Raw genomic sequence first — 18128 nt, forward strand, 5'->3', positions numbered from 1 at the left:
TCGGGACCGTCGGGGATCTCCTGCCACCCGGGCGGGACGTCCACCGGCGCGCTCAGCCCGGGGTCCGGCGGGCGCCGTAGAGGCCGACGAGGTCGTCGGCGACGGCCCGGGCACGGGCGCACTCGAAGCGGTGGGTCGTCCCGTCGACCGTGTGGATCGCGACGGTGGGGAAGCGGACCTGGGGCGCCCGGGTCCGCGTGGTCGGGGTGACCTCGACCGTCGCGACCGAACCGGCGGGGATCGCGCGGATGGTGGGCCCGGGCCGGACCGCGTCGTCGGCCGCCTCGGCGCAGAACACGATCTCGTCCGGGTAGAGGAGCAGGTGTCCGGGCACCAGGTCGGGCTCGCCGATGCCCTCCGGGGCGCCGAGCCCGGGCTCGAGCAGCGCCGCGTGGCGCCTGCGGCCCGGCGTCGCCGGACCGCGCGCGCTGCGGGCCAGCGCCTCGCTGTTCTGCGCGGGCGCCGGCTGCCGGTCCGCGGCGGGCGTCGCCGTGCCCCGCGCGTGGCGTTCGCGGTACCACCGCGGCCCGAACCACGAGGGGCCCCAGAGCCCGAGGACGATCACCAGGATCGCGGCGAGCAGCAACGGCGCGGCGATCCGCGACCCGGTCCTGCCCTCCGGGAGGACGAACGTCGCGGCATAGTCGAAGGCGAGCAGGGCGCCGGCGGGGAAGACGAACAGCGGCGCCGAGCCCGTCGGACCGCCCACCCAGCTCCGCCACGTCCCGCGCCAGACCAGCACCGACACCACGACGCCGCCGAGGCCGAGGGCGAGCGCCACCCAGCCCTGGACGGCCGGGGTGTCACCAGGGGACGACGTCATCGGCCTGCTCCCCGACCCGGTCGACGGCGTCGTCGTTGACCTCGTCCATCAGCACCGCCCCGCCCCAGCCACCGAGGGCACCCAGGGCGAACCCGGCGACGGTACCCACGCCGGGGAACAGCAGCGTGCCGAGCGCGGCGCCCGCGGCGGCTCCACCGAGGGCCCCGACGCCCACCGTCGCCCCCTGCGCCGCCGCGCGCCCGGCGCGCTCCGCCGCGCTGAAGCGGGGGTTGTCGGCGTCCGAGAGCAGCTGCCCGGCGGCGGGGCCGACGAACGCCAGCCGGTTGCCGAGCGTCGTCACGTCCGCGTAGCGCGCGCCGGCCGCGGCCCTCGCCGCCGGGTCTGGCGCCGCCGCCGCGGCCTCCCGCAGCAGGTTCTGGTGCGCGCCGACGGCGCCCAGCCCGGTGCCGACGGCGACACTGGTCATCGTGCGCAGGGACTGCTCGACGGCCATGGCGTCGCGGGCGGCCGACCCGATCTGCTCGATCTCCGCGGCGGCGCGCTCGTTCGCGGCTCGTGCGCGGTCCTGCGCCTCGCTCAGCGCCTGCGCGGCCGGCTCGTAGCCGGAGGTGCCGTAGCCGTACGCCGCCGCACCGAAGTTCGCGTTCCACTGACCCTGGGCCGCCTCGAGCTCGGCCGCGTACGTCTCCAGCGGTCCCGCCGCGTCGGCGAGGACGGCGACGGCCCGGAGTCGCGCCGCGGTGGCGAGGGCGGCGACCGCGAACGCCTCGGCGGCCTGCCCCGTCCAGGAGCCGGTGGTGCGCTCGGGCGCGTCCTGCACCTGGCGCGCCGCCTCCTCCGCGGTCCGCCGCGCGCCCCGCAGCCGGGCGGCGGCGGCGCGCAGCGCCACGGGATCGCCGGCGAGCGTGCGGGGCATCGGGGTGGCGCCTCAGCCGAAGGGAATCGTGTCGAGGGACGCGCCGGCCTCGCCGTCGCGCCCGCGGTAGGCCTCGGCGCTGTCGGCCAGGTCCTGCGACAGCTCGCGGCACTCGCGGCCGCGCTCGTCCGCGCGGCTGCGTGCCCCCGCGCCGAAGGCGGCGAGGACGTCCGCGAGGGGTCCCTCGCCTGCCGCACCCCCGGCCGTGTCGGCCGCCGCGGCGACCTCCTCGCCGTAGGCCCGCATCGTCGACTCGGCCGCGGCCGTCGCGACGGCGGCGACGTCGACGACGGCGGGATCGACCCGGAACCCGCCGCCCGGCGCGGTCATGCGGCCCTCCCTCGCCCCGGTGCTGCGCGGGTCCGACTGTACGAGCGGACCGGGGTCGCCGAGGGCGGAACGGGCCAATTCGTGGTGCCTCCGCCGTGACACCGGGGAGCGGGACGGATCACCACCGCGCGGTGGCGGGGTGGGGGACGGGCCGTGCTACCGTCCTTGCATGCAGCGAATTCTCGTACTCGCCGGGCGCGTCAGCGCCTGACGAGCCTCGTGCTCGCTGCCTAGTTCGCTGACGCGCCGGCCCTCTCCGCCTCCTGGCGGCGAGGGCTTTTTCGTGTCCGGGGCTCGTTCACACACTCGTACCTGATCCCCCAGAGGCTGATCACCGATGACCACAGCCAGACCGCGCCCGGCGCCGCGCTCCGGCGTGCCGACCGAGCAGCAGGACCAGGCCGCGCAACCCGCGACCCGTCCGGCCGCTCCTCGTCCGGCCCGCGTCGACCCCTCCCCGGCGACGGGGGCCCAGTCCCTCGTGCGCTCGCTCGAGGCCGTCGGCTGCGACGTCGTCTTCGGCATTCCCGGCGGCGCGATCCTCCCGGCCTACGACCCGCTCTACGACTCCACGCTCGTGCGCCACATCCTCGTGCGTCACGAGCAGGGGGCGGGCCACGCCGCCACCGGCTACGCGCAGGCCACCGGCCGGGTCGGCGTCTGCATCGCGACCTCCGGCCCGGGGGCGACGAACCTCGTCACGCCGCTCGCGGACGCGATGCTCGACTCGGTGCCGATCGTCGCGATCACGGGGCAGGTGGGCCGCAAGCTCATCGGCACCGACGCCTTCCAGGAAGCCGACATCTGCGGCATCACGCTGCCGATCACCAAGCACAACATGCTGGTCACCGACCCGGCGGACATCCCCCGGGCGATCACCGAGGCGTTCCACATCGCGTCCACCGGGCGTCCCGGGCCGGTCCTGGTCGACCTGCCCAAGGACGTCCTCCAGGCGCAGACCACCTTCAGCTGGCCGGTCGAGACCCGGCTGCCCGGCTACCGGCCGACCACCCGGCCGCACTCCAAGCAGATCCGGGAGGCCGCCCGCCTGATCGGCGAGGCGCGTCGCCCGGTGCTCTACGTCGGCGGCGGTGTGATCAAGGCCGAGGCCTCCACCGAGCTCCTCGACCTCGCCGACGAGACCGGCGCGCCCGTGGTCACCACCCTCATGGCCCGTGGCGCGTTCCCCGATGGCCACCGCCAGAACCTGGGGATGCCGGGCATGCACGGCACCGTCGCCGCCGTCGCGGCGATGCAGAAGTCCGATCTGCTGATCGCCCTCGGGGCGCGGTTCGACGACCGCGTCACCGGCGACCTCTCGACCTTCGCCCCCGAGGCGAAGATCGTCCACGCCGACATCGACCCCGCCGAGATCGGCAAGAACCGGCCGGCGGACGTGCCGATCGTCGGCGACGCCCGCGAGGTCATCATCGAGCTCACGAGCGCCCTGCGGGCCGCGGGGGAGGACGCCCGCAGCGGCCGTCACGAGCAGCAGCGTGACTGGTGGGACCAGCTCGAGCGCTGGCGGTCGACGTTCCCCCTGGGCTACGACGACCCGCCCGACGGCACCCTCTCGCCCGAGTACGTCATCGAGCGGATCGGGGCGATCGCCGGCCCGGACGCGATCTACGCGGCGGGCGTGGGGCAGCACCAGATGTGGGCGGCGCAGTTCATCCGCTACGAGAAGCCGCGCACGTGGCTCAACTCCGGCGGTGCCGGGACCATGGGCTACGGCGTGCCCGCCGCCATGGGGGCGAAGGTCGGCCAGCCGGACACCACCGTGTGGTGCATCGACGGCGACGGCTGCTTCCAGATGACCAACCAGGAGCTCGCGACCTGCGCGATCGAGGGCATCCCGATCAAGGTCGCGGTCATCAACAACGGCAACCTCGGCATGGTCCGCCAGTGGCAGACCCTGTTCTACGAGGAGCGCTACTCGAACACCGAGCTCGGCACCCACAAGCACCGTGTGCCCGACTTCGTGATGCTCGCCGAGGCGCTCGGGTGCGTGGGCCTGCGCTGCGGGTCCAAGGACGACGTCGACCGGGTCATCGCGGAGGCCATGGCGATCGACGACCGCCCGGTGGTCGTCGACTTCACCGTCGGCGCCGACGCGCAGGTCTGGCCGATGGTCGCGGCCGGGACGGGCAACGACCAGATCATGGCGGCCCGCAACATCCGGCCGCTGTTCGACGACCCCGAGGCCGGCGGAGCGGACGAGGTGCCCGCATGACCACCACACACACCCTGTCCGTCCTCGTCGAGGACAAGCCCGGCGTGCTCGCCCGCATCTCCGGGCTGTTCTCGCGGCGCGGCTACAACATCCAGTCGCTCGCCGTGGGCCCCACCGAGGAGGAGGGGATCTCGCGCATGACGATCTGCGTGACCGTCGACGACTTCCCCCTCGAGCAGGTGACGAAGCAGCTCAACAAGCTCGTCCACGTCATCAAGATCGTGGAGCTGGAGCCGGCGACCTCGGTGCAGCGCGAGCTCGTCATGCTGAAGATCCGCGCGGACGCGAGCGTGCGCTCGCAGGTCCTCGAGGTCACGCAGATGTTCCGGGCCAAGGTCGTCGACGTCGCCCCCGAGGCGGTCACCGTCGAGGCCACCGGCACCGAGGACAAGCTCAACGCCCTGCGTCGCATGCTCGAGCCCTACGGCATCCGCGAGATCGTGCAATCCGGGATGGTCGCGCTGTCCCGTGGGCCGCGCTCCATCGCGGCACACCACCGCTAGGTTCGAATCGCTCCATCCCCGGAAGGAAGTAGTACCGCTCATGAGTGCCCCGACCACCGGCAACGCCGAGGTCTTCTACGACTCCGACGCCGACCTCTCGATCATCCAGGGACGCAAGGTCGCCGTCATCGGCTACGGCAGCCAGGGCCACGCCCACGCGCTGTCCCTCCGCGACTCGGGTGTCGACGTGCGGGTCGGCCTGCCGGAGGCGTCGAAGTCCCGCGCGGCCGCCCAGGAGGAGGGGCTGCGCGTCGTCACGCCGGCCGAGGCCTCCGCCGAGGCCGACGTGATCATGATCCTGGCGCCGGACACCAAGCAGCGCACGATCTACGCCGATGACATCGCCCCGAACCTCGAGTCGGGCAACGCGATCTTCTTCGGCCACGGCTTCAACATCCGTTACGACCTCATCCAGCCGCCGAAGGACATCGACGTCGCGATGGTCGCCCCGAAGGGGCCCGGCCACCTCGTGCGCCGCCAGTTCGTCGATGGCAAGGGCGTGCCGTGCCTGATCGCCGTCGAGCAGGACGCGACGGGCGGGGCGCAGGCGCTCGCGCTGTCCTACGCGGCGGCCATCGGCGGCGCCCGCGCAGGCGTCATCAAGACGACGTTCACCGAGGAGACCGAGACCGACCTCTTCGGCGAGCAGGCCGTCCTCTGCGGCGGCACGTCGGCGCTGGTCCAGGCCGGGTTCGAGACGCTCGTCGAGGCCGGTTACCAGCCCGAGATCGCCTACTTCGAGTGCCTCCACGAGCTCAAGCTGATCGTGGACCTCATGTACGAGAACGGCATCTACGGCCAGCGGTACTCGATCAGCGACACCGCCGAGTACGGCGACCTCACCCGCGGCCCGCGCATCGTCAACAACGCGGTCAAGGAGGAGATGCGCAAGATCCTGGGCGAGATCCAGGACGGCACCTTTGCCCGCGAGTGGGTGGCCGAGGACGACAACGGCCGCCCGAACTTCACCAAGCTCGAGGAGGAGGGCAAGGCCCACCAGATCGAGCAGGTCGGCGCCAAGCTCCGCGGCCTCATGCCCTGGATGGCCCGCCCGACCACCTGAGTCGCGCCCGGTTCTTCCGCGCGAAGGGCACCATCAGCCGGTTCTCGCGGCCGATGGTGCCCTTCGCTCGTTCCCGGCGAGCTCCCTGCCGATCATGTGAATCGGTTCACGACCGATCGGTAAGGTCGTCGTGAGTGCGGGACGATGCCCCGCAGCACGTCGGCGTGCGTTGACATCGGTCGGTGCAGGGCTCGTCGGCGTGGCCGATCAGCGACCCACCGCCGACCCCCGGGAGCGAACGCACCGATGACCACCGCCGCCACGAAGCCCGTCGTCCTGATGGCCGAGCAGCTCGCGCCGTCGACGCTGGAGGTGTTCGGCGACGAGGTCGAGATCCGCACCGTCGACGGCACCGACCGCCCGGCTCTGCTCGAGGCCGTGGCGACCGCCGACGCCCTGCTCGTCCGCTCGGCCACCCAGGTCGACGCCGAGGTCTTCGACGCCGCCAAGCAGCTGAAGATCGTCGGCCGCGCCGGGGTCGGGCTCGACAACGTCGAGGTCCCGGCCGCGACGGCGCACGGCGTCATGGTCGTCAACGCGCCGACCTCGAACATCGTCTCCGCCGCCGAGCACGCGCTCGCGCTGCTGCTGGCCACCGCCCGGCGCATCCCCGAGGCCGACGCGAGCCTGCGGGCCGGCAAGTGGGAGCGCAGCAAGCTCTCCGGCGTCGAGATCCAGGGCAAGACCGTCGGCGTCATCGGCCTCGGCAAGATCGGGCAGCTGTTCGCCAGCCGGATCGCGTCGTTCGGCACCCACGTCATCGCCTACGACCCGTACCTGCCGCAGAGCCGCGCCACCCAGCTCGGCATCGAGCTCGTCGAGCTCGACGAGCTCCTGGCCCGCGCGGACATGATGACGATCCACCTGCCGAAGACCCCCGAGACGCAGGGCCTCATCGGCAAGGAGGCGCTGGCCAAGACCAAGCCGGGCGTCATCATCATCAACGCCGCCCGCGGTGGGCTCGTCGACGAGGAGGCGCTGGCCGAGGCCGTGCGCTCCGGGCACGTCGCCGGCGCGGGCGTCGACGTCTACGTCACCGAGCCGACCACCTCGAGCCCGCTCTTCGAGCTTCCCCGGGTCACGGTGACCCCGCACCTCGGCGCCTCGACCGCGGAGGCCCAGGACCGCGCCGGCACGGACGTCGCGCACTCGGTGCTCGCCGGGCTGCGCGGCGACTTCGTGCCCGACGCCGTGAACGTCTCCGGCGGCGCCGTGGGCGAGGAGGTCCGGCCGTGGCTGGGCATCACCCAGAAGCTGGGCGTGCTGCTCTCCGACCTGGTGGGCGCCCCGCGTGAGCTGCAGGTCCTGGTGCGCGGCGAGCTCGCCCACGAGGACGTCTCCGTGCTCTCGCTCGCCGCCCTGCGCGGCGTGTTCGGTGAGGTCGTCGACGAGCCGGTCACCTTCGTCAACGCCCCGGCCCTCGCCGAGGAGCGCGGCGTCAGCGTCGCCGTCGAGACCGAGAGCGAGAGCCCCAACCACCGCAGCATGGTCACCCTGCGCGCAGTGCGCGAGGACGGCGACGCGATCTCGGTGTCGGGCACCCTGACCGGCGAGGACGAGGTCGAGAAGCTCGTCGAGATCAACGGCCGCAGCTTCGACCTGCGCGCCGAGGGCGACGTCCTGCTCTTCGAGTACTCGGACCGTCCCGGCGCCATGGGCGTCGTCGGCACGATGCTCGGCGAGTCCGACGTCAACATCGAGGCCGCGCAGCTGTCGCAGACGCGGGACAAGTCGTCGTCGATCATGCTGCTGCGCGTCGACCAGCCCGTCGCGACGGAGGTCCTCGAGCCCATCGGAGCGACCCTCGGCGCGCGGACGACGCGGCTGATCAGCTTCGGGTGACCGTTTCGTCCGGCGGGGTGAGGGCCGTGGCCCAAACCCCGCCGGGCGCAGCAACCCGGTCGCACGACGAACTCCAACGATCTGGCGATCCGGCTGCGTGATCGGCCGACACGCCTAGTAGTCTCCGCGAGTCAGCCCCGGTCACCCTGTCGCGGGGCGACCCGCTCGTGGAGGTTGTTGCGGATGCGACTCGCGGTGGTGCCCGGCGACGGCATCGGTCCCGAGGTCGTCGGCGAAGCGCTCAAGGTGCTCGACGAGGTCGCCCCGTCGGTGGAGACCACGCAGTACGACCTCGGTGCGGCCCGCTGGCACTCGACGGGCGAGCTGCTGCCCGAGTCGGTGCTCTCCGAGCTGCGCGAGCACGACGCGATCCTGCTCGGCGCGGTCGGCGACCCGTCGGTGCCCAGCGGCATCCTCGAGCGCGGGCTGCTCCTGCGCCTGCGCTTCGAGCTCGACCACCACGTCAACCTGCGCCCCGCGCGGCTGTACCCGGGGGTGCGCGGGCCGCTCTCGGCGGCCCAGGAGATCGACCTCGTCGTCGTTCGCGAGGGCACCGAGGGTCCGTACGCGGGCACCGGCGGCCTGCTGCGCAAGGACACCCCGCAGGAGATCGCCACCGAGGTCAGCATCAACACCGCGTTCGGTGTCGAGCGCGTCGTGCGCGACGCCTTCACCCGGGCCTCGCTGCGGCCGCGCCGCAAGCTGACGCTGGTGCACAAGACCAACGTGCTCACCCACGCCGGCTCGCTGTGGTCGCGCGTGGTCGAGGAGGTCTCGCTCGAGCACCCGGACGTCGCCGTCGACTACCAGCACGTGGACGCGACGACGATCCACATGGTCACCGACCCGGGCCGCTACGACGTGATCGTCACCGACAACCTCTTCGGCGACATCCTCACCGACCTCGCGGCGGCGGTCACCGGCGGTATCGGCATCGCGGCGTCGGGCAACCTCGACGTCTCGCGCGCCAACCCGAGCATGTTCGAGCCGGTCCACGGGTCCGCGCCCGACATCTCCGGCAAGGGCATCGCCGACCCCACGGCTGCGATCCTCTCCGTGGCCCTGCTGCTCGACCACCTCGGCGAGCCCGAGCTGGCCCGCCGGGTCGAGGCCGCGGTGGCGTTCGACCTCGCCACCCGCGACCACACCAACCCGGGCGGCACCCACGCGGTCGGCGACCGCCTGGCCGCCCTGGTCTCCTCCGCCGCGGGCACCCGCACCCCGGCGTAGGCGCCCCCGGGTATCAGCCTGGGGGCATGCGCCTCGAGCACCTCGACATCGGCGAGCGCCACCGCCTCGGCCTCCGCCTCGGCGACGAGGTCCACGACCTCGACTACCGCGGCGCAGGGAAGTACCTCAGCACCGTCCTCCACGTCGCCGTGGCCCGCGCCGCCCACGCGCACGGGCGGCGCCTCGCCTGGCTCCGGGCCGACCAGGGCGTCTGGATCGCGGCGCTGCGCGGCGGGACGACGGTCGAGGCGCTCAACGCCGAGCCGGCCGGCAGCGAGCCCTGGGAGTGGGCCGACGAGCAGCCCCCGACGGCCGCGGGCGAGCCGTGAGACGGCGGTAGGGATAGGGTCCGCGCCCGTGCGTCTCGCCCGGATCACCCACGCGGACGGTGTCTCGTTCGCCGCTCTGCAGTCGCCCACCACCGCGGGCGGTGAGCCCGACGGCGGAGACATCTGCGCCGAGATCGCCGAGCACCCGTTCGGCGACCCGACCTTCACCGGACGGACCTGGCCGCTGGCCGACGTCCGGCTGCTCGCGCCGATCCTGCCCACCAAGGTCGTGTGCATCGGCAAGAACTACGCCGACCACGTCAGCGAGATGGGCGGCGAGGCCCCGCCCGCGCCGCTGATCTTCATGAAGCCCTCGACCACGGTCATCGGCCCGGGCGTCGCGATCCAGATGCCGCCGGACTCGCAGCGCGTCGACTACGAGGGCGAGCTCGCGATCGTCATCGGCCTGCCGTGCCGCGACGTCCCGGAGGCCCGCGCCCGCGACGTCGTCCTCGGCTACACGGTGGCCAACGACGTCACCGCCCGGGACCTCCAGCAGGCCGACGGGCAGTGGACGCGGGCGAAGGGCTACGACTCGTTCTGCCCCCTCGGGCCCTGGATCGAGACGACCATCGACCCCGGTGACCTCGCGATCCGCACGGAGCTCGACGGCGAGGTCCGCCAGGACTCCCGCACGCACCTGCTGCTGCACCCCGTCGAGGAGCTCATCGCCTACATCTCGCGGGTCATGACCCTGCTGCCGGGCGACGTGATCCTCACCGGCACCCCGGCGGGCGTCGGGCCGATGTCGCCGGGCCAGCAGGTCAGCGTCACCGTCGAGGGCATCGGCACGCTGACCAACCCCGTCCAGGCGAGATAGGGCGCCCCGTACCCTGGACGGGATCGATTCGTCGGACCGAAGGGACGCGCGCAGGTGGTGGAGACGGCCGGGACACCGGAGCCGGACTGGGTGTCGACGATGGCCGACGAGGTGATCGAGGCCGCCACGCGGCGCCATCCGCACCAGAGGATCGTCTGCGCCTCGGGCCTGAGCCCCTCGGGCCCGATCCACCTGGGCAACCTGCGCGAGGTCATGACCCCGCACCTCGTCGCCGACGAGATCCGCCGCCGCGGGTACGACTGCGAGCACCTGATCTCGTGGGACGACTACGACCGCTTCCGCCGCGTCCCCGCCGGGATCGACCACGCGTGGTCCGAGCACATCGGCAAGCCGCTGTCGGCGGTCCCGGCCCCGTTCGGCAGCCCGTTCGACTCCTGGGCCGACCACTTCAAGGCGCCCATGATCGCCGCGCTGGAGGAGCTCGGCGTCCCGTACCGCGGCATCAGCCAGACCGAGCAGTACACGTCGGGCGCCTACCGCGACCAGGTGCTGCTCGCGATGCGCGAGCGCGCCCGGATCGACGGCATCCTCGGGCGCTTCCGCACGAAGAAGAAGCCGACCCCGGAGAACGACGACCCCGACGACGACGTCGTCACCGGCACCGAGTACTTCCCGTTCAAGCCCTACTGCGGGGCCTGCGGGCGCGACGACACCACGGTCACCGCCTACGACGACGAGACCACGGAGATGACCTACACGTGCGCGTGCGGGTCCTCCGAGACGGTGCTGCTGCGCGAGTTCACGCGCGGCAAGCTCGTGTGGAAGGTCGACTGGCCGATGCGCTGGGCCTACGAGGGCGTGCACTTCGAACCCTCGGGCGTCGACCACTCCTCGCCCGGCTCGTCGTTCCAGGTCGGCGGCCTCATCGTGGACGAGGTCTTCGGCGGCGAGGCCCCGATCGGCCCGATGTACGCGTTCGTCGGCATCACCGGGCAGGCGAAGATGTCGAGCTCGCGCGGGTCGGTGCCCACGCCCGGCGACGCCCTGGAGATCCTCGAGGTGCCGGTGCTGCGGTGGTTGTTCGCCCGCCGCCGGCCCAACCAGGCCATCAAGGTCGCGTTCGACCAGGAGATCCATCGCCTCTACGACGAGTGGGACGCCCTCGGGCGGAAGGTGACCGCCGGGACGGCAGGCGGCATCGAGACCACCGGGCACCTCCGTGCGGTGACGACGGCCGAGCGCGCGCTGCCGACGACCCCGGAGCCGGTGGCCTACCGGACGCTCGCGTCGGTCGTCGACATCACTGCGGGCGACCCCGTCCAGCTCGAGCGCATCCTCGCCGGGCTGGATGCGACGCCCGACGGCGCGCGCCCGCGCCTCGACCGGGCCGCCGCGTGGGTGGCGTCCTACATGCCCGAGGACGCGCACACCCGCCTGCGCGAGGAGCCGGACGCCGCTCTGCTCGCCGAGCTCGACGAGCAGGACCGCGAGGCCGTTGCGATGCTGCGCGACCACCTCACCGACGACTGGTCGCTCGACGGCCTGACGACACTGGTCTACGGCGTGCCCAAGAAGCAGGCGGGGCTCCCGCTCGACGTCAAGCCCACCGACGAGCTCAAGGCCGCCCAGCGCCGCTTCTTCGTCACGGTCTACCGGCTGCTGGTCGGCGCCGACACCGGCCCGCGCCTGCCCACCCTGCTCCTCGCCGCCGGCCCGGAGCGGGTGCGGCACCTGCTGGGCGGCTGATCCCTACCGCAGGAAGCTCCCGAGCACACCGGCGACGCCGCTCTGGCCGGCCTGCTGGCCGCTGCCCTGGCCGGCGACACCGCTCACCGGCACCTCCTCGGAGGGCTGGACGATGACGAAGCCGCGACCGGCGAAGCCCATGGTGAAGGCCTCGCCCGTCGTGCGGCCGAGCAGCGTGCCGAGGCCGAGCTGGTCGGCGCGGTGCACCCCGACCTGCAGGCCGGCCGACCACGCGATGGCGGCCTGCGGGTCGGCGTAGGTCGGCTGGTCGACGTTGAGGACCACCGGCGACCCCTTGCACGTGATCGCGAGCCGGCCGCGTCCGCGGAACACGCAGTTGAAGAGCCCGGCCCCGGACATCGACCCGGCGCCCTGCACCATCGCGATCTCGTAGGAGAGCGACGGCTCGAACGCCAGCACGTTCTTCCCGTTGATCGTCAGCGCGTCGTCCGGGCCCTCGAGGTCGATGAGGTGCACGTCCGAGGCCGCGTCGGCCAGGAAGACGTCGCCGCGCCCGCTGATCTTCATCAGCGGCACGCCCTCCCCTGTGAACTGCTGCTTGAGGAAGTTGCCGATCCCGCCCGAGCCGAGGGCCTCGAAGTGCACCTGTCCCTGGAACGCCACCATCGAGCCCTGGCGCGCGAGGCACTCGCCGTCGAGCTCGACCTTCAGCATCTTCCCGTTCTGGAGCCGCAGGCCCGGCTGCGCGGACTCCTGCTCCTGGTTCTCCGGGGCGAACAGGTTGCTGCGCATCGGGGCTCCTCGTGACCTTGCGTGACAGAGAGTGCTCGCCGGGGGAGCATCCGGCGTAATCATTCCGCCGCCGAACACGAGGAGTCAACGTCGGCGTCACCGGGGAACAGGAGGACGACGACGGTGTCCTCATCGGCGAGCCCGCGGTGTGTGCCGACGCGGCGCATCCGAGTCGGCACAGACGGTTGCCCTCACCCGTCCGGGTGCGCTTCCATCCCGTCCAACCTGGGACCCGGAGTCGAGGAGGACACCCGTGGCCGGCTCGCCGAGCGCACCGTCCCGCCGGAGCATCTTCGCGGCGAGCTTCATCGGCACGTCGATCGAGTGGTACGACTACTACATCTTCGGCACCGCCGCCGCGCTGGTGTTCGGGACCCTCTTCTTCCCGCAGTTCTCCTCCGTGGCCGGCACGCTCGCCGCCTTCGGCACGTTCGCGGTCGGGTTCATCGCGCGGCCGCTGGGCGCCGCGGTGATCGGGCACTACGGGGATCGCATCGGCCGCAAGGCGATGCTCGTCCTGACCCTGCTGCTCACGGGCGGGGCGACGGCGCTCATCGGCCTGCTGCCGACGTACGCGGCGATCGGCGTCGCCGCCCCCCTGCTGCTCGTGCTCCTCCGTCTCCTGCAGGGCTTCGGTGTCGGCGGGGAGTGGGGCGGCGCGGTCCTCATCGCGACCGAGCACGCGTCGCCGCGGCGGCGCGCGGTCTACGGCAGCTTCGCGCAGTTCGGTGTGCCGATCGGCGTCCTGACGTCCAACCTCGCCTTCCTCGCCGTGGCCGGCCTGCCCGACGAGTCGTTCGTGTCGTGGGGCTGGCGCATCCCGTTCCTGCTGTCCGTCGTGCTCGTCGTCGTCGGCTTCGTGGTGCGCAGCCGCCTGCAGGACGCGCCCGAGTTCGAGCAGGTCAAGGCGAAGCGGGAGACGAGCACGGTGCCGTTCACCGAGCTCCTGCGCCGCCACCCCCGGGTGCTGGCCCTGGCGAGCCTCGCCTCGATCGCACCGCCGGCCGTCGGCTACACCGTGATCGTCTACATGCTCAGCTACGGCACGACCGCGCTGGACTACGAGCGCACCACCCTGCTCACGCTGATCATGCTCTCGACGGTCGTGTGGGTGGCGACGATCGTCGTCGCGGCGCTGTTGTCCGACCGCTTCGGCTCCAAGCGTGTGTTCGTGATCGGTGCCCTGACGGCCGTGATCTGGCCGGTCCCGATGTTCGCGCTGGTCAACACGGGGTCGGCCGGGCTCGCGGGCCTCGCCTTCGCGGTGGCCGCGGTCGTCCAGGGCATCATGGCCGGCGCCCAGGGCGGGCTGTTCAGCGAGATCTTCCCCGTCCGCGTGCGGTACAGCGGCATCTCGATCGCCTACCAGGTCGGCGGGATGGTCGGCGGGGCCATCACCCCGCTCGTCGCCACCGCGCTGTTCGGGGCCACCGGCTCGTCGACGCCGATCGCGCTCTACGTCACGGCCCTCTCGCTGCTGAGCCTCGTCGCGGTCTTCGGGCTGCGGGAGGGGTCCGCGCGATCCGCCGAGCAGGTCCCGGTGCGGTAGAGGTCAGACCTCCGTCGGAGTGATCGCCACGGCGAGCGCGAGGTCGTCGGAGCGTGCCGCGGCGTCCCCGTTCACGGTGCCCTCCGTCATCGACACCGCCAGCACCTCCTCCGCGATGGTGCCCGCGTGCGCGCGCACCGCGTCGGCCACGTCGGCGCGCCCGGCGGTCCAGGTGAGGGCGATCCGGTCGGACACCTCGAGCCCGTGGGTCTTGCGGGCCTCCTGCACCACGCGCACGACGTCGCGGGCGAGCCCGGCGGCGCGCAGCTCATCGGTGAGCTCGGTGTCGAGGCCGACCGACAGGCCGCCCTCGGACCGGACCGCCCAGCCCTCGCGCGGGCTCTCCTCGACGAGGATCTCGTCACCGGAGAGCGTGATCTCCTCGCCGTCGACGACGACGGTGAGCGTGCCGTCCACCGGGGTGTCGGTGGAGGCCTTGACGGCCTCCGCGACCACCGGGGTCCGCTTCGCGAACCGCTTGCCCAGCGCCCGGAAGTTCGGCTTGACCGTCACCTCGACGAGGTCCGCGCCGGCCGCCTCGACCCGCGCGACGTTGAGCTCCTCGGCGATCTCGGCGAGCAGACCGTCCTCGAGGGCGCCGAAACCGTTCGCGGCCACGACGGCGCGGGCCAGGGGCTGGCGGGTGCGCACGCCGCTGGCGGCGCGCGTCGAGCGGCCGAGCTCCACGATCCGGCGCACGAGCGCCATCCGGTCGGCCAGCCCGCGGTCGATCGCGGCCTCGTCGACCTCGGGCCAGTCGGTGAGGTGCACCGAGTCGGGCGCGCCCTCGACCACGTCGCCCTGGAGCAGCGTCCAGAGGTGGTCGGTGGTGAACGGGGTGAACGGTGCCATGAGCCGCGAGAGCGTCTCGACGCAGTGGTGCAGCGTGGCCAGCGCCTCGGGCTCGCCCGCCCAGAAGCGGCGGCGCGAGCGGCGCACGTACCAGTTCGACAGGCCGTCGACGAACGACGTGATCGCGCGCCCGGCACTCGAGGAGTCGAAGTCGTCAAGCGCGCGGGTGACCTCGCGGACGCAGCCCGCGAGCTCGCCGAGCACCCAGCGGTCCATCGGGTGGGTGCTCTCCACCGGCTCCCCGGTGGGCCGCCAGCCCGAGGCGTTGGCGTACGTGACCAGGAACGACGCGGTGTTCCAGTAGGTCAGCAGGACCTTGCGGACGATCTCGCGCAGCGCCTCGTGCCCGACGCGGCGGTCGACCCACGGCGAGCCCTGCGCCAGCATCAGCCAGCGCACGGCGTCGGCGCCGTGGGAGTCGAACAGCTCGAACGGGTCGAGCACGTTGCCGAGGTGCTTCGACATCTTGCGGCCCTGCTCGTCGAGCAGCAGGCCCAGGCAGACGACGTTCTCGTACGACGACCGGTCGAACACCAGCGTGCCCACGGCCATCAGCGAGTAGAACCAGCCGCGGGTCTGGTCGATGGCCTCGCAGATGTACTGCGCGGGGTAGGCCGCCTCGAAGTCGGCCTCGTGGTGGTGCGGCGCGCCCCACTGGGCGAACGGCATCGCGCCCGAGTCGTACCAGACGTCGATGACGTCGGTGACCCGTCGCATCGTGCCGCTGCCCGACGGCGCCGGGAACGTCACGTCGTCGACGAAGGGACGGTGCGGGTCGAGCTCGGAGAGGTCCTCGCCGGCCCACCGGCCCAGCTCCGCGAGCGAGCCGACGCAGACCATCTCCGACGGGTCGGCGTCGTTGCGCCAGATCGGCAGCGGCGTGCCCCAGTACCGGTTGCGCGAGAGCGCCCAGTCGACGTTGTTCTCGAGCCACCCGCCGTAGCGGCCGTGCTTGATGTGCGGCGGGTACCAGTTCGTCCGCTCGTTCTCCTCGACCAGGCGGTCGCGGATCTCGGTGGTGCGGATGAACCACGAGGGCAGCGCGTAGTAGATCAGCGGCGTGTGGCAGCGCCAGCAGTGCGGATACGAGTGCTCGTAGGACTCGGAGCGCCACAGCACGCCGCGCGCACGGAGCTCGTCGACCAGCGTCGGGTCCGCGCCCTTGAAGAACATGCCGCCGACCAGCGGGACGTCGGCGTAGAAGTGCCCGTCCGGGCCGATCGGGTTGACCATCTCGAGGCCCTCGGCCTTGGCCACGAGGTGGTCCTCGGCGCCGAACGCGGGCGCCATGTGCACGAGGCCGGTGCCGGCGTCGGTCGTCACGTGGTCGCCGTGGACGACGCGGTGCGCGTCGCCGAAACGCTCGTCGGAGATCAGGTCGAGCGGCCTGCGGTAGTGGCTGCCGAGCAGGTCGGAGCCCGCGAGGCGGTCGGTCACCCGGGCGTCCTCGCCCAGCACCGCCAGCAGGTCCTCGGCGACGACGAGGTCGTCACCCTCGCCGACGGTGGCGCGCACGTAGGGGATGTCGCGGGCGACGGCGACGGCGGTGTTCGACGGCAGCGTCCAGGGCGTCGTCGTCCAGACCAGCAGGTCGGCGCCGGCCCAGGGACCGTCGGTGAGCGGGAAACGGACGTAGACCGAGGGGTCGACGTCGTCCTCGTACCCGAGGGCGACCTCGTGGTCGGACAGCGGCGTCTCGTCGCGCGGGCAGTACGGCGTGACGCGATGGTCCTCGACGAGAAGGCCCTTGTCGAAGATGGTCTTGAGCGACCACCAGACGCTCTCGACGTAGCGCGGGGCCATGGTCAGGTAGGCCTCGTCGAGGTCCACCCAGTAGCCCATGCGCTCGGTCATCGCGGCGAACGCCGAGACGTTGCGCAGTGCGGACTCCTTGCAGGCCGCGTTGAACTCCGCGATGCCGTAGTTCTCGATGTCGCCCTTGCTCGTGAAGCCGAGCTCCTTCTCCACCGCGAGCTCGACCGGCAGGCCGTGGCAGTCCCAGCCCGCGCGACGCGGGACGCTGTAGCCGCGCATCGTCTTGAACCGCGGGAAGAGGTCCTTGAACGCCCGGGCCTCGACGTGGTGGGTCCCGGGCTGGCCGTTCGCCGTCGGCGGCCCCTCATAGAAGATCCACGGCTCACCGCCCGCGGTGCGCTCGAGGCTGCGACGGAACACGTCGCGGTCGGCCCAGCGGGCCAGCACCTCGCGCTCGACGGCGGGCAGGTCCACGCTCGCGGGCAGGGCGGCGAACGCGGCCTTACCGGTGGCGGGGGACGGCGGAGAGCTCACGTCTCGATCTTCCTGGTGGTGCGGCAGCCCAACTCAGCCAGCCTACCGGGGGGTCCGAGGCGGTTCTGACCTGCGGGCCCGGCGCGGCCGCGGGGGGTGTCGAACCCGCTGGGGCCGATGTCTTAGACTTGTCGGCGTCGTCGAGCGCGGCGCTTCGTCACGCTCGGTGATCGCCATGGGGTATGGTGTAATTGGCAACACGGCTGATTCTGGTTCAGTTGTTCTAGGTTCGAGTCCTGGTACCCCAGCTGCGAGCAGTGTCGGACCGTGATCTAGGGTCGTCACCGTTCTCCTAGGGCCCCGTCGTCTAGCGGCCTAGGACGCCGCCCTCTCAAGGCGGTAGCGGGGGTTCGAATCCCCTCGGGGCTACACCACACCGACGCGGTGCACCGGCTCTCCGGTGCACCGCGTTCGTCGTTCCGGGGCTCTCGTCGTTCCCGGGGTTCGTCGGGCCGGGCTCACCCCCGGGCGCTGGAACGTCGCAGGTGGATGATCGGGAACGGCTTGCCGTCGGCGTCGGTGGCGGAGCGCCCGACCTCGACGAAGCCCCGCCGGCCGTACCACGCGCGGGCCGCCGGGTTCTGCTCGTTGACGTCCAGCGTGAGGATCGGGTGGTGGGCGGCCACCTCCTCGAGCAACGCCGTCCCGGCACCCCGACCGTGCACCGAGGGGTCGACGAAGAGCCCGTCGACCTCGCCGCCGCGCGCGGTGAGGAAGCCGACGACCGACCCGTCGCCGGGATCGGTCGCGAGCCGGAGGACGAGGCGCGGGAGCTCCCGGCGCAGCTGCACCTCGAAGCCGTCGACGTCGGCCGGAGCGAGGAAGTCGTGGGTGGCCTCGACCGCGCGTCGCCACACGCGCAGCACGTCCTCGAGGTCGTCGGGGCCGGCGTCGCGCAGGGACCAGGGGGTGGGCGCCGTCATCGCCG

General features: G+C 72.6%; 15 protein-coding genes and 2 tRNA genes. 11 read left to right on the top strand and 6 right to left on the bottom strand.

Annotated elements, in window-relative coordinates; genetic code table 11:
- Positions 1–52: 52 nt before the first annotated feature.
- From PH189_RS14475 to PH189_RS14485, 3 genes are read right to left on the bottom strand one after another with little or no spacing between them, the layout of a single operon-like run.
- Positions 53–823 carry a hypothetical protein gene (locus PH189_RS14475; protein WP_274189501.1) on the bottom strand — a complete coding sequence of 257 codons (771 nt, stop codon included), beginning with the start codon at positions 821–823 and terminating at the stop codon, positions 53–55.
- Positions 804–1700, bottom strand: a complete 897-nt coding sequence (locus PH189_RS14480) for a hypothetical protein (protein WP_274189502.1) — start codon at positions 1698–1700, stop codon at positions 804–806. The genes PH189_RS14475 and PH189_RS14480 overlap by 20 nt, the downstream gene beginning before the upstream one ends.
- Before the next feature lie 12 nt (positions 1701–1712).
- The gene (locus tag PH189_RS14485) at positions 1713–2030 is read right to left on the bottom strand and encodes a hypothetical protein (protein WP_274189503.1); all 318 of its coding nucleotides are present in this window, start codon (positions 2028–2030) and stop codon (positions 1713–1715) included.
- A 337-nt stretch (positions 2031–2367) separates the two neighbouring features.
- On the opposite strand from PH189_RS14485, the gene PH189_RS14490 reads away from it, so the two are divergent.
- The 8 genes from PH189_RS14490 to lysS all read left to right on the top strand — a co-directional run bounded on the left by PH189_RS14490 (position 2368) and on the right by lysS (position 11757).
- Positions 2368–4263 carry an acetolactate synthase large subunit gene (locus tag PH189_RS14490; RefSeq protein WP_274189504.1) on the top strand — a complete coding sequence of 632 codons (1896 nt, stop codon included), beginning with the start codon at positions 2368–2370 and terminating at the stop codon, positions 4261–4263.
- Positions 4260–4766, top strand: a complete 507-nt coding sequence (ilvN, locus tag PH189_RS14495; RefSeq protein ID WP_274189505.1) for an acetolactate synthase small subunit — start codon at positions 4260–4262, stop codon at positions 4764–4766. Before PH189_RS14490 ends, ilvN begins: the two co-directional genes overlap by 4 nt.
- A gap of 40 nt (positions 4767–4806) precedes the next feature.
- Entirely contained in the window at positions 4807–5829 is a 1023-nt protein-coding gene (gene ilvC / locus PH189_RS14500) for a ketol-acid reductoisomerase (protein WP_274189506.1), read from the top strand.
- A 246-nt stretch (positions 5830–6075) separates the two neighbouring features.
- Positions 6076–7671 carry a phosphoglycerate dehydrogenase gene (gene serA, locus PH189_RS14505; protein ID WP_274189507.1) on the top strand — a complete coding sequence of 532 codons (1596 nt, stop codon included), beginning with the start codon at positions 6076–6078 and terminating at the stop codon, positions 7669–7671.
- 183 nt (positions 7672–7854) lie between these two features.
- Positions 7855–8901 (top strand): 3-isopropylmalate dehydrogenase, encoded by a 1047-nt coding sequence (locus PH189_RS14510; RefSeq protein WP_274189508.1) that lies wholly within the window; start codon positions 7855–7857, stop codon positions 8899–8901.
- A 26-nt stretch (positions 8902–8927) separates the two neighbouring features.
- Positions 8928–9230 carry a hypothetical protein gene (locus PH189_RS14515; protein ID WP_274189509.1) on the top strand — a complete coding sequence of 101 codons (303 nt, stop codon included), beginning with the start codon at positions 8928–8930 and terminating at the stop codon, positions 9228–9230.
- Positions 9231–9258: 28 nt separating this feature from the next.
- On the top strand, positions 9259–10050 hold the full coding sequence (locus PH189_RS14520) for a fumarylacetoacetate hydrolase family protein (protein ID WP_274189510.1): 792 nt from the start codon (positions 9259–9261) through the stop codon (positions 10048–10050).
- A 54-nt stretch (positions 10051–10104) separates the two neighbouring features.
- Positions 10105–11757, top strand: coding sequence for a lysine--tRNA ligase (gene lysS, locus PH189_RS14525; protein ID WP_274189511.1), 1653 nt, complete (start codon positions 10105–10107; stop codon positions 11755–11757).
- A gap of 3 nt (positions 11758–11760) precedes the next feature.
- On the opposite strand, the gene PH189_RS14530 is transcribed toward lysS, so the two are convergent.
- Positions 11761–12510 carry an AIM24 family protein gene (locus PH189_RS14530; protein ID WP_274189512.1) on the bottom strand — a complete coding sequence of 250 codons (750 nt, stop codon included), beginning with the start codon at positions 12508–12510 and terminating at the stop codon, positions 11761–11763.
- 253 nt (positions 12511–12763) lie between these two features.
- Between PH189_RS14530 and PH189_RS14535 the strand changes: the two genes are divergently transcribed.
- Positions 12764–14059 (top strand): MFS transporter, encoded by a 1296-nt coding sequence (locus tag PH189_RS14535; RefSeq protein WP_274189513.1) that lies wholly within the window; start codon positions 12764–12766, stop codon positions 14057–14059.
- Between the two features lie 3 nt (positions 14060–14062).
- On the opposite strand, the gene ileS is transcribed toward PH189_RS14535, so the two are convergent.
- Positions 14063–17200 (bottom strand): isoleucine--tRNA ligase, encoded by a 3138-nt coding sequence (ileS, locus tag PH189_RS14540; RefSeq protein WP_274189514.1) that lies wholly within the window; start codon positions 17198–17200, stop codon positions 14063–14065.
- A gap of 176 nt (positions 17201–17376) precedes the next feature.
- Here ileS and PH189_RS14545 point away from each other — a divergent pair.
- Positions 17377–17448: transfer RNA gene (locus PH189_RS14545), tRNA-Gln, on the top strand.
- Between the two features lie 48 nt (positions 17449–17496).
- A tRNA-Glu gene (locus tag PH189_RS14550) sits at positions 17497–17569 on the top strand.
- An 89-nt stretch (positions 17570–17658) separates the two neighbouring features.
- On the opposite strand, the gene PH189_RS14555 is transcribed toward PH189_RS14550, so the two are convergent.
- Positions 17659–18123 (bottom strand): GNAT family N-acetyltransferase, encoded by a 465-nt coding sequence (locus tag PH189_RS14555; RefSeq protein WP_274189515.1) that lies wholly within the window; start codon positions 18121–18123, stop codon positions 17659–17661.
- Positions 18124–18128 lie beyond the last annotated feature (5 nt).

Origin of the sequence: Actinomycetospora chibensis (genome assembly GCF_028737215.1) — a bacterium.
In the GTDB taxonomy this organism is placed as follows: domain Bacteria; phylum Actinomycetota; class Actinomycetes; order Mycobacteriales; family Pseudonocardiaceae; genus Actinomycetospora; species Actinomycetospora chibensis.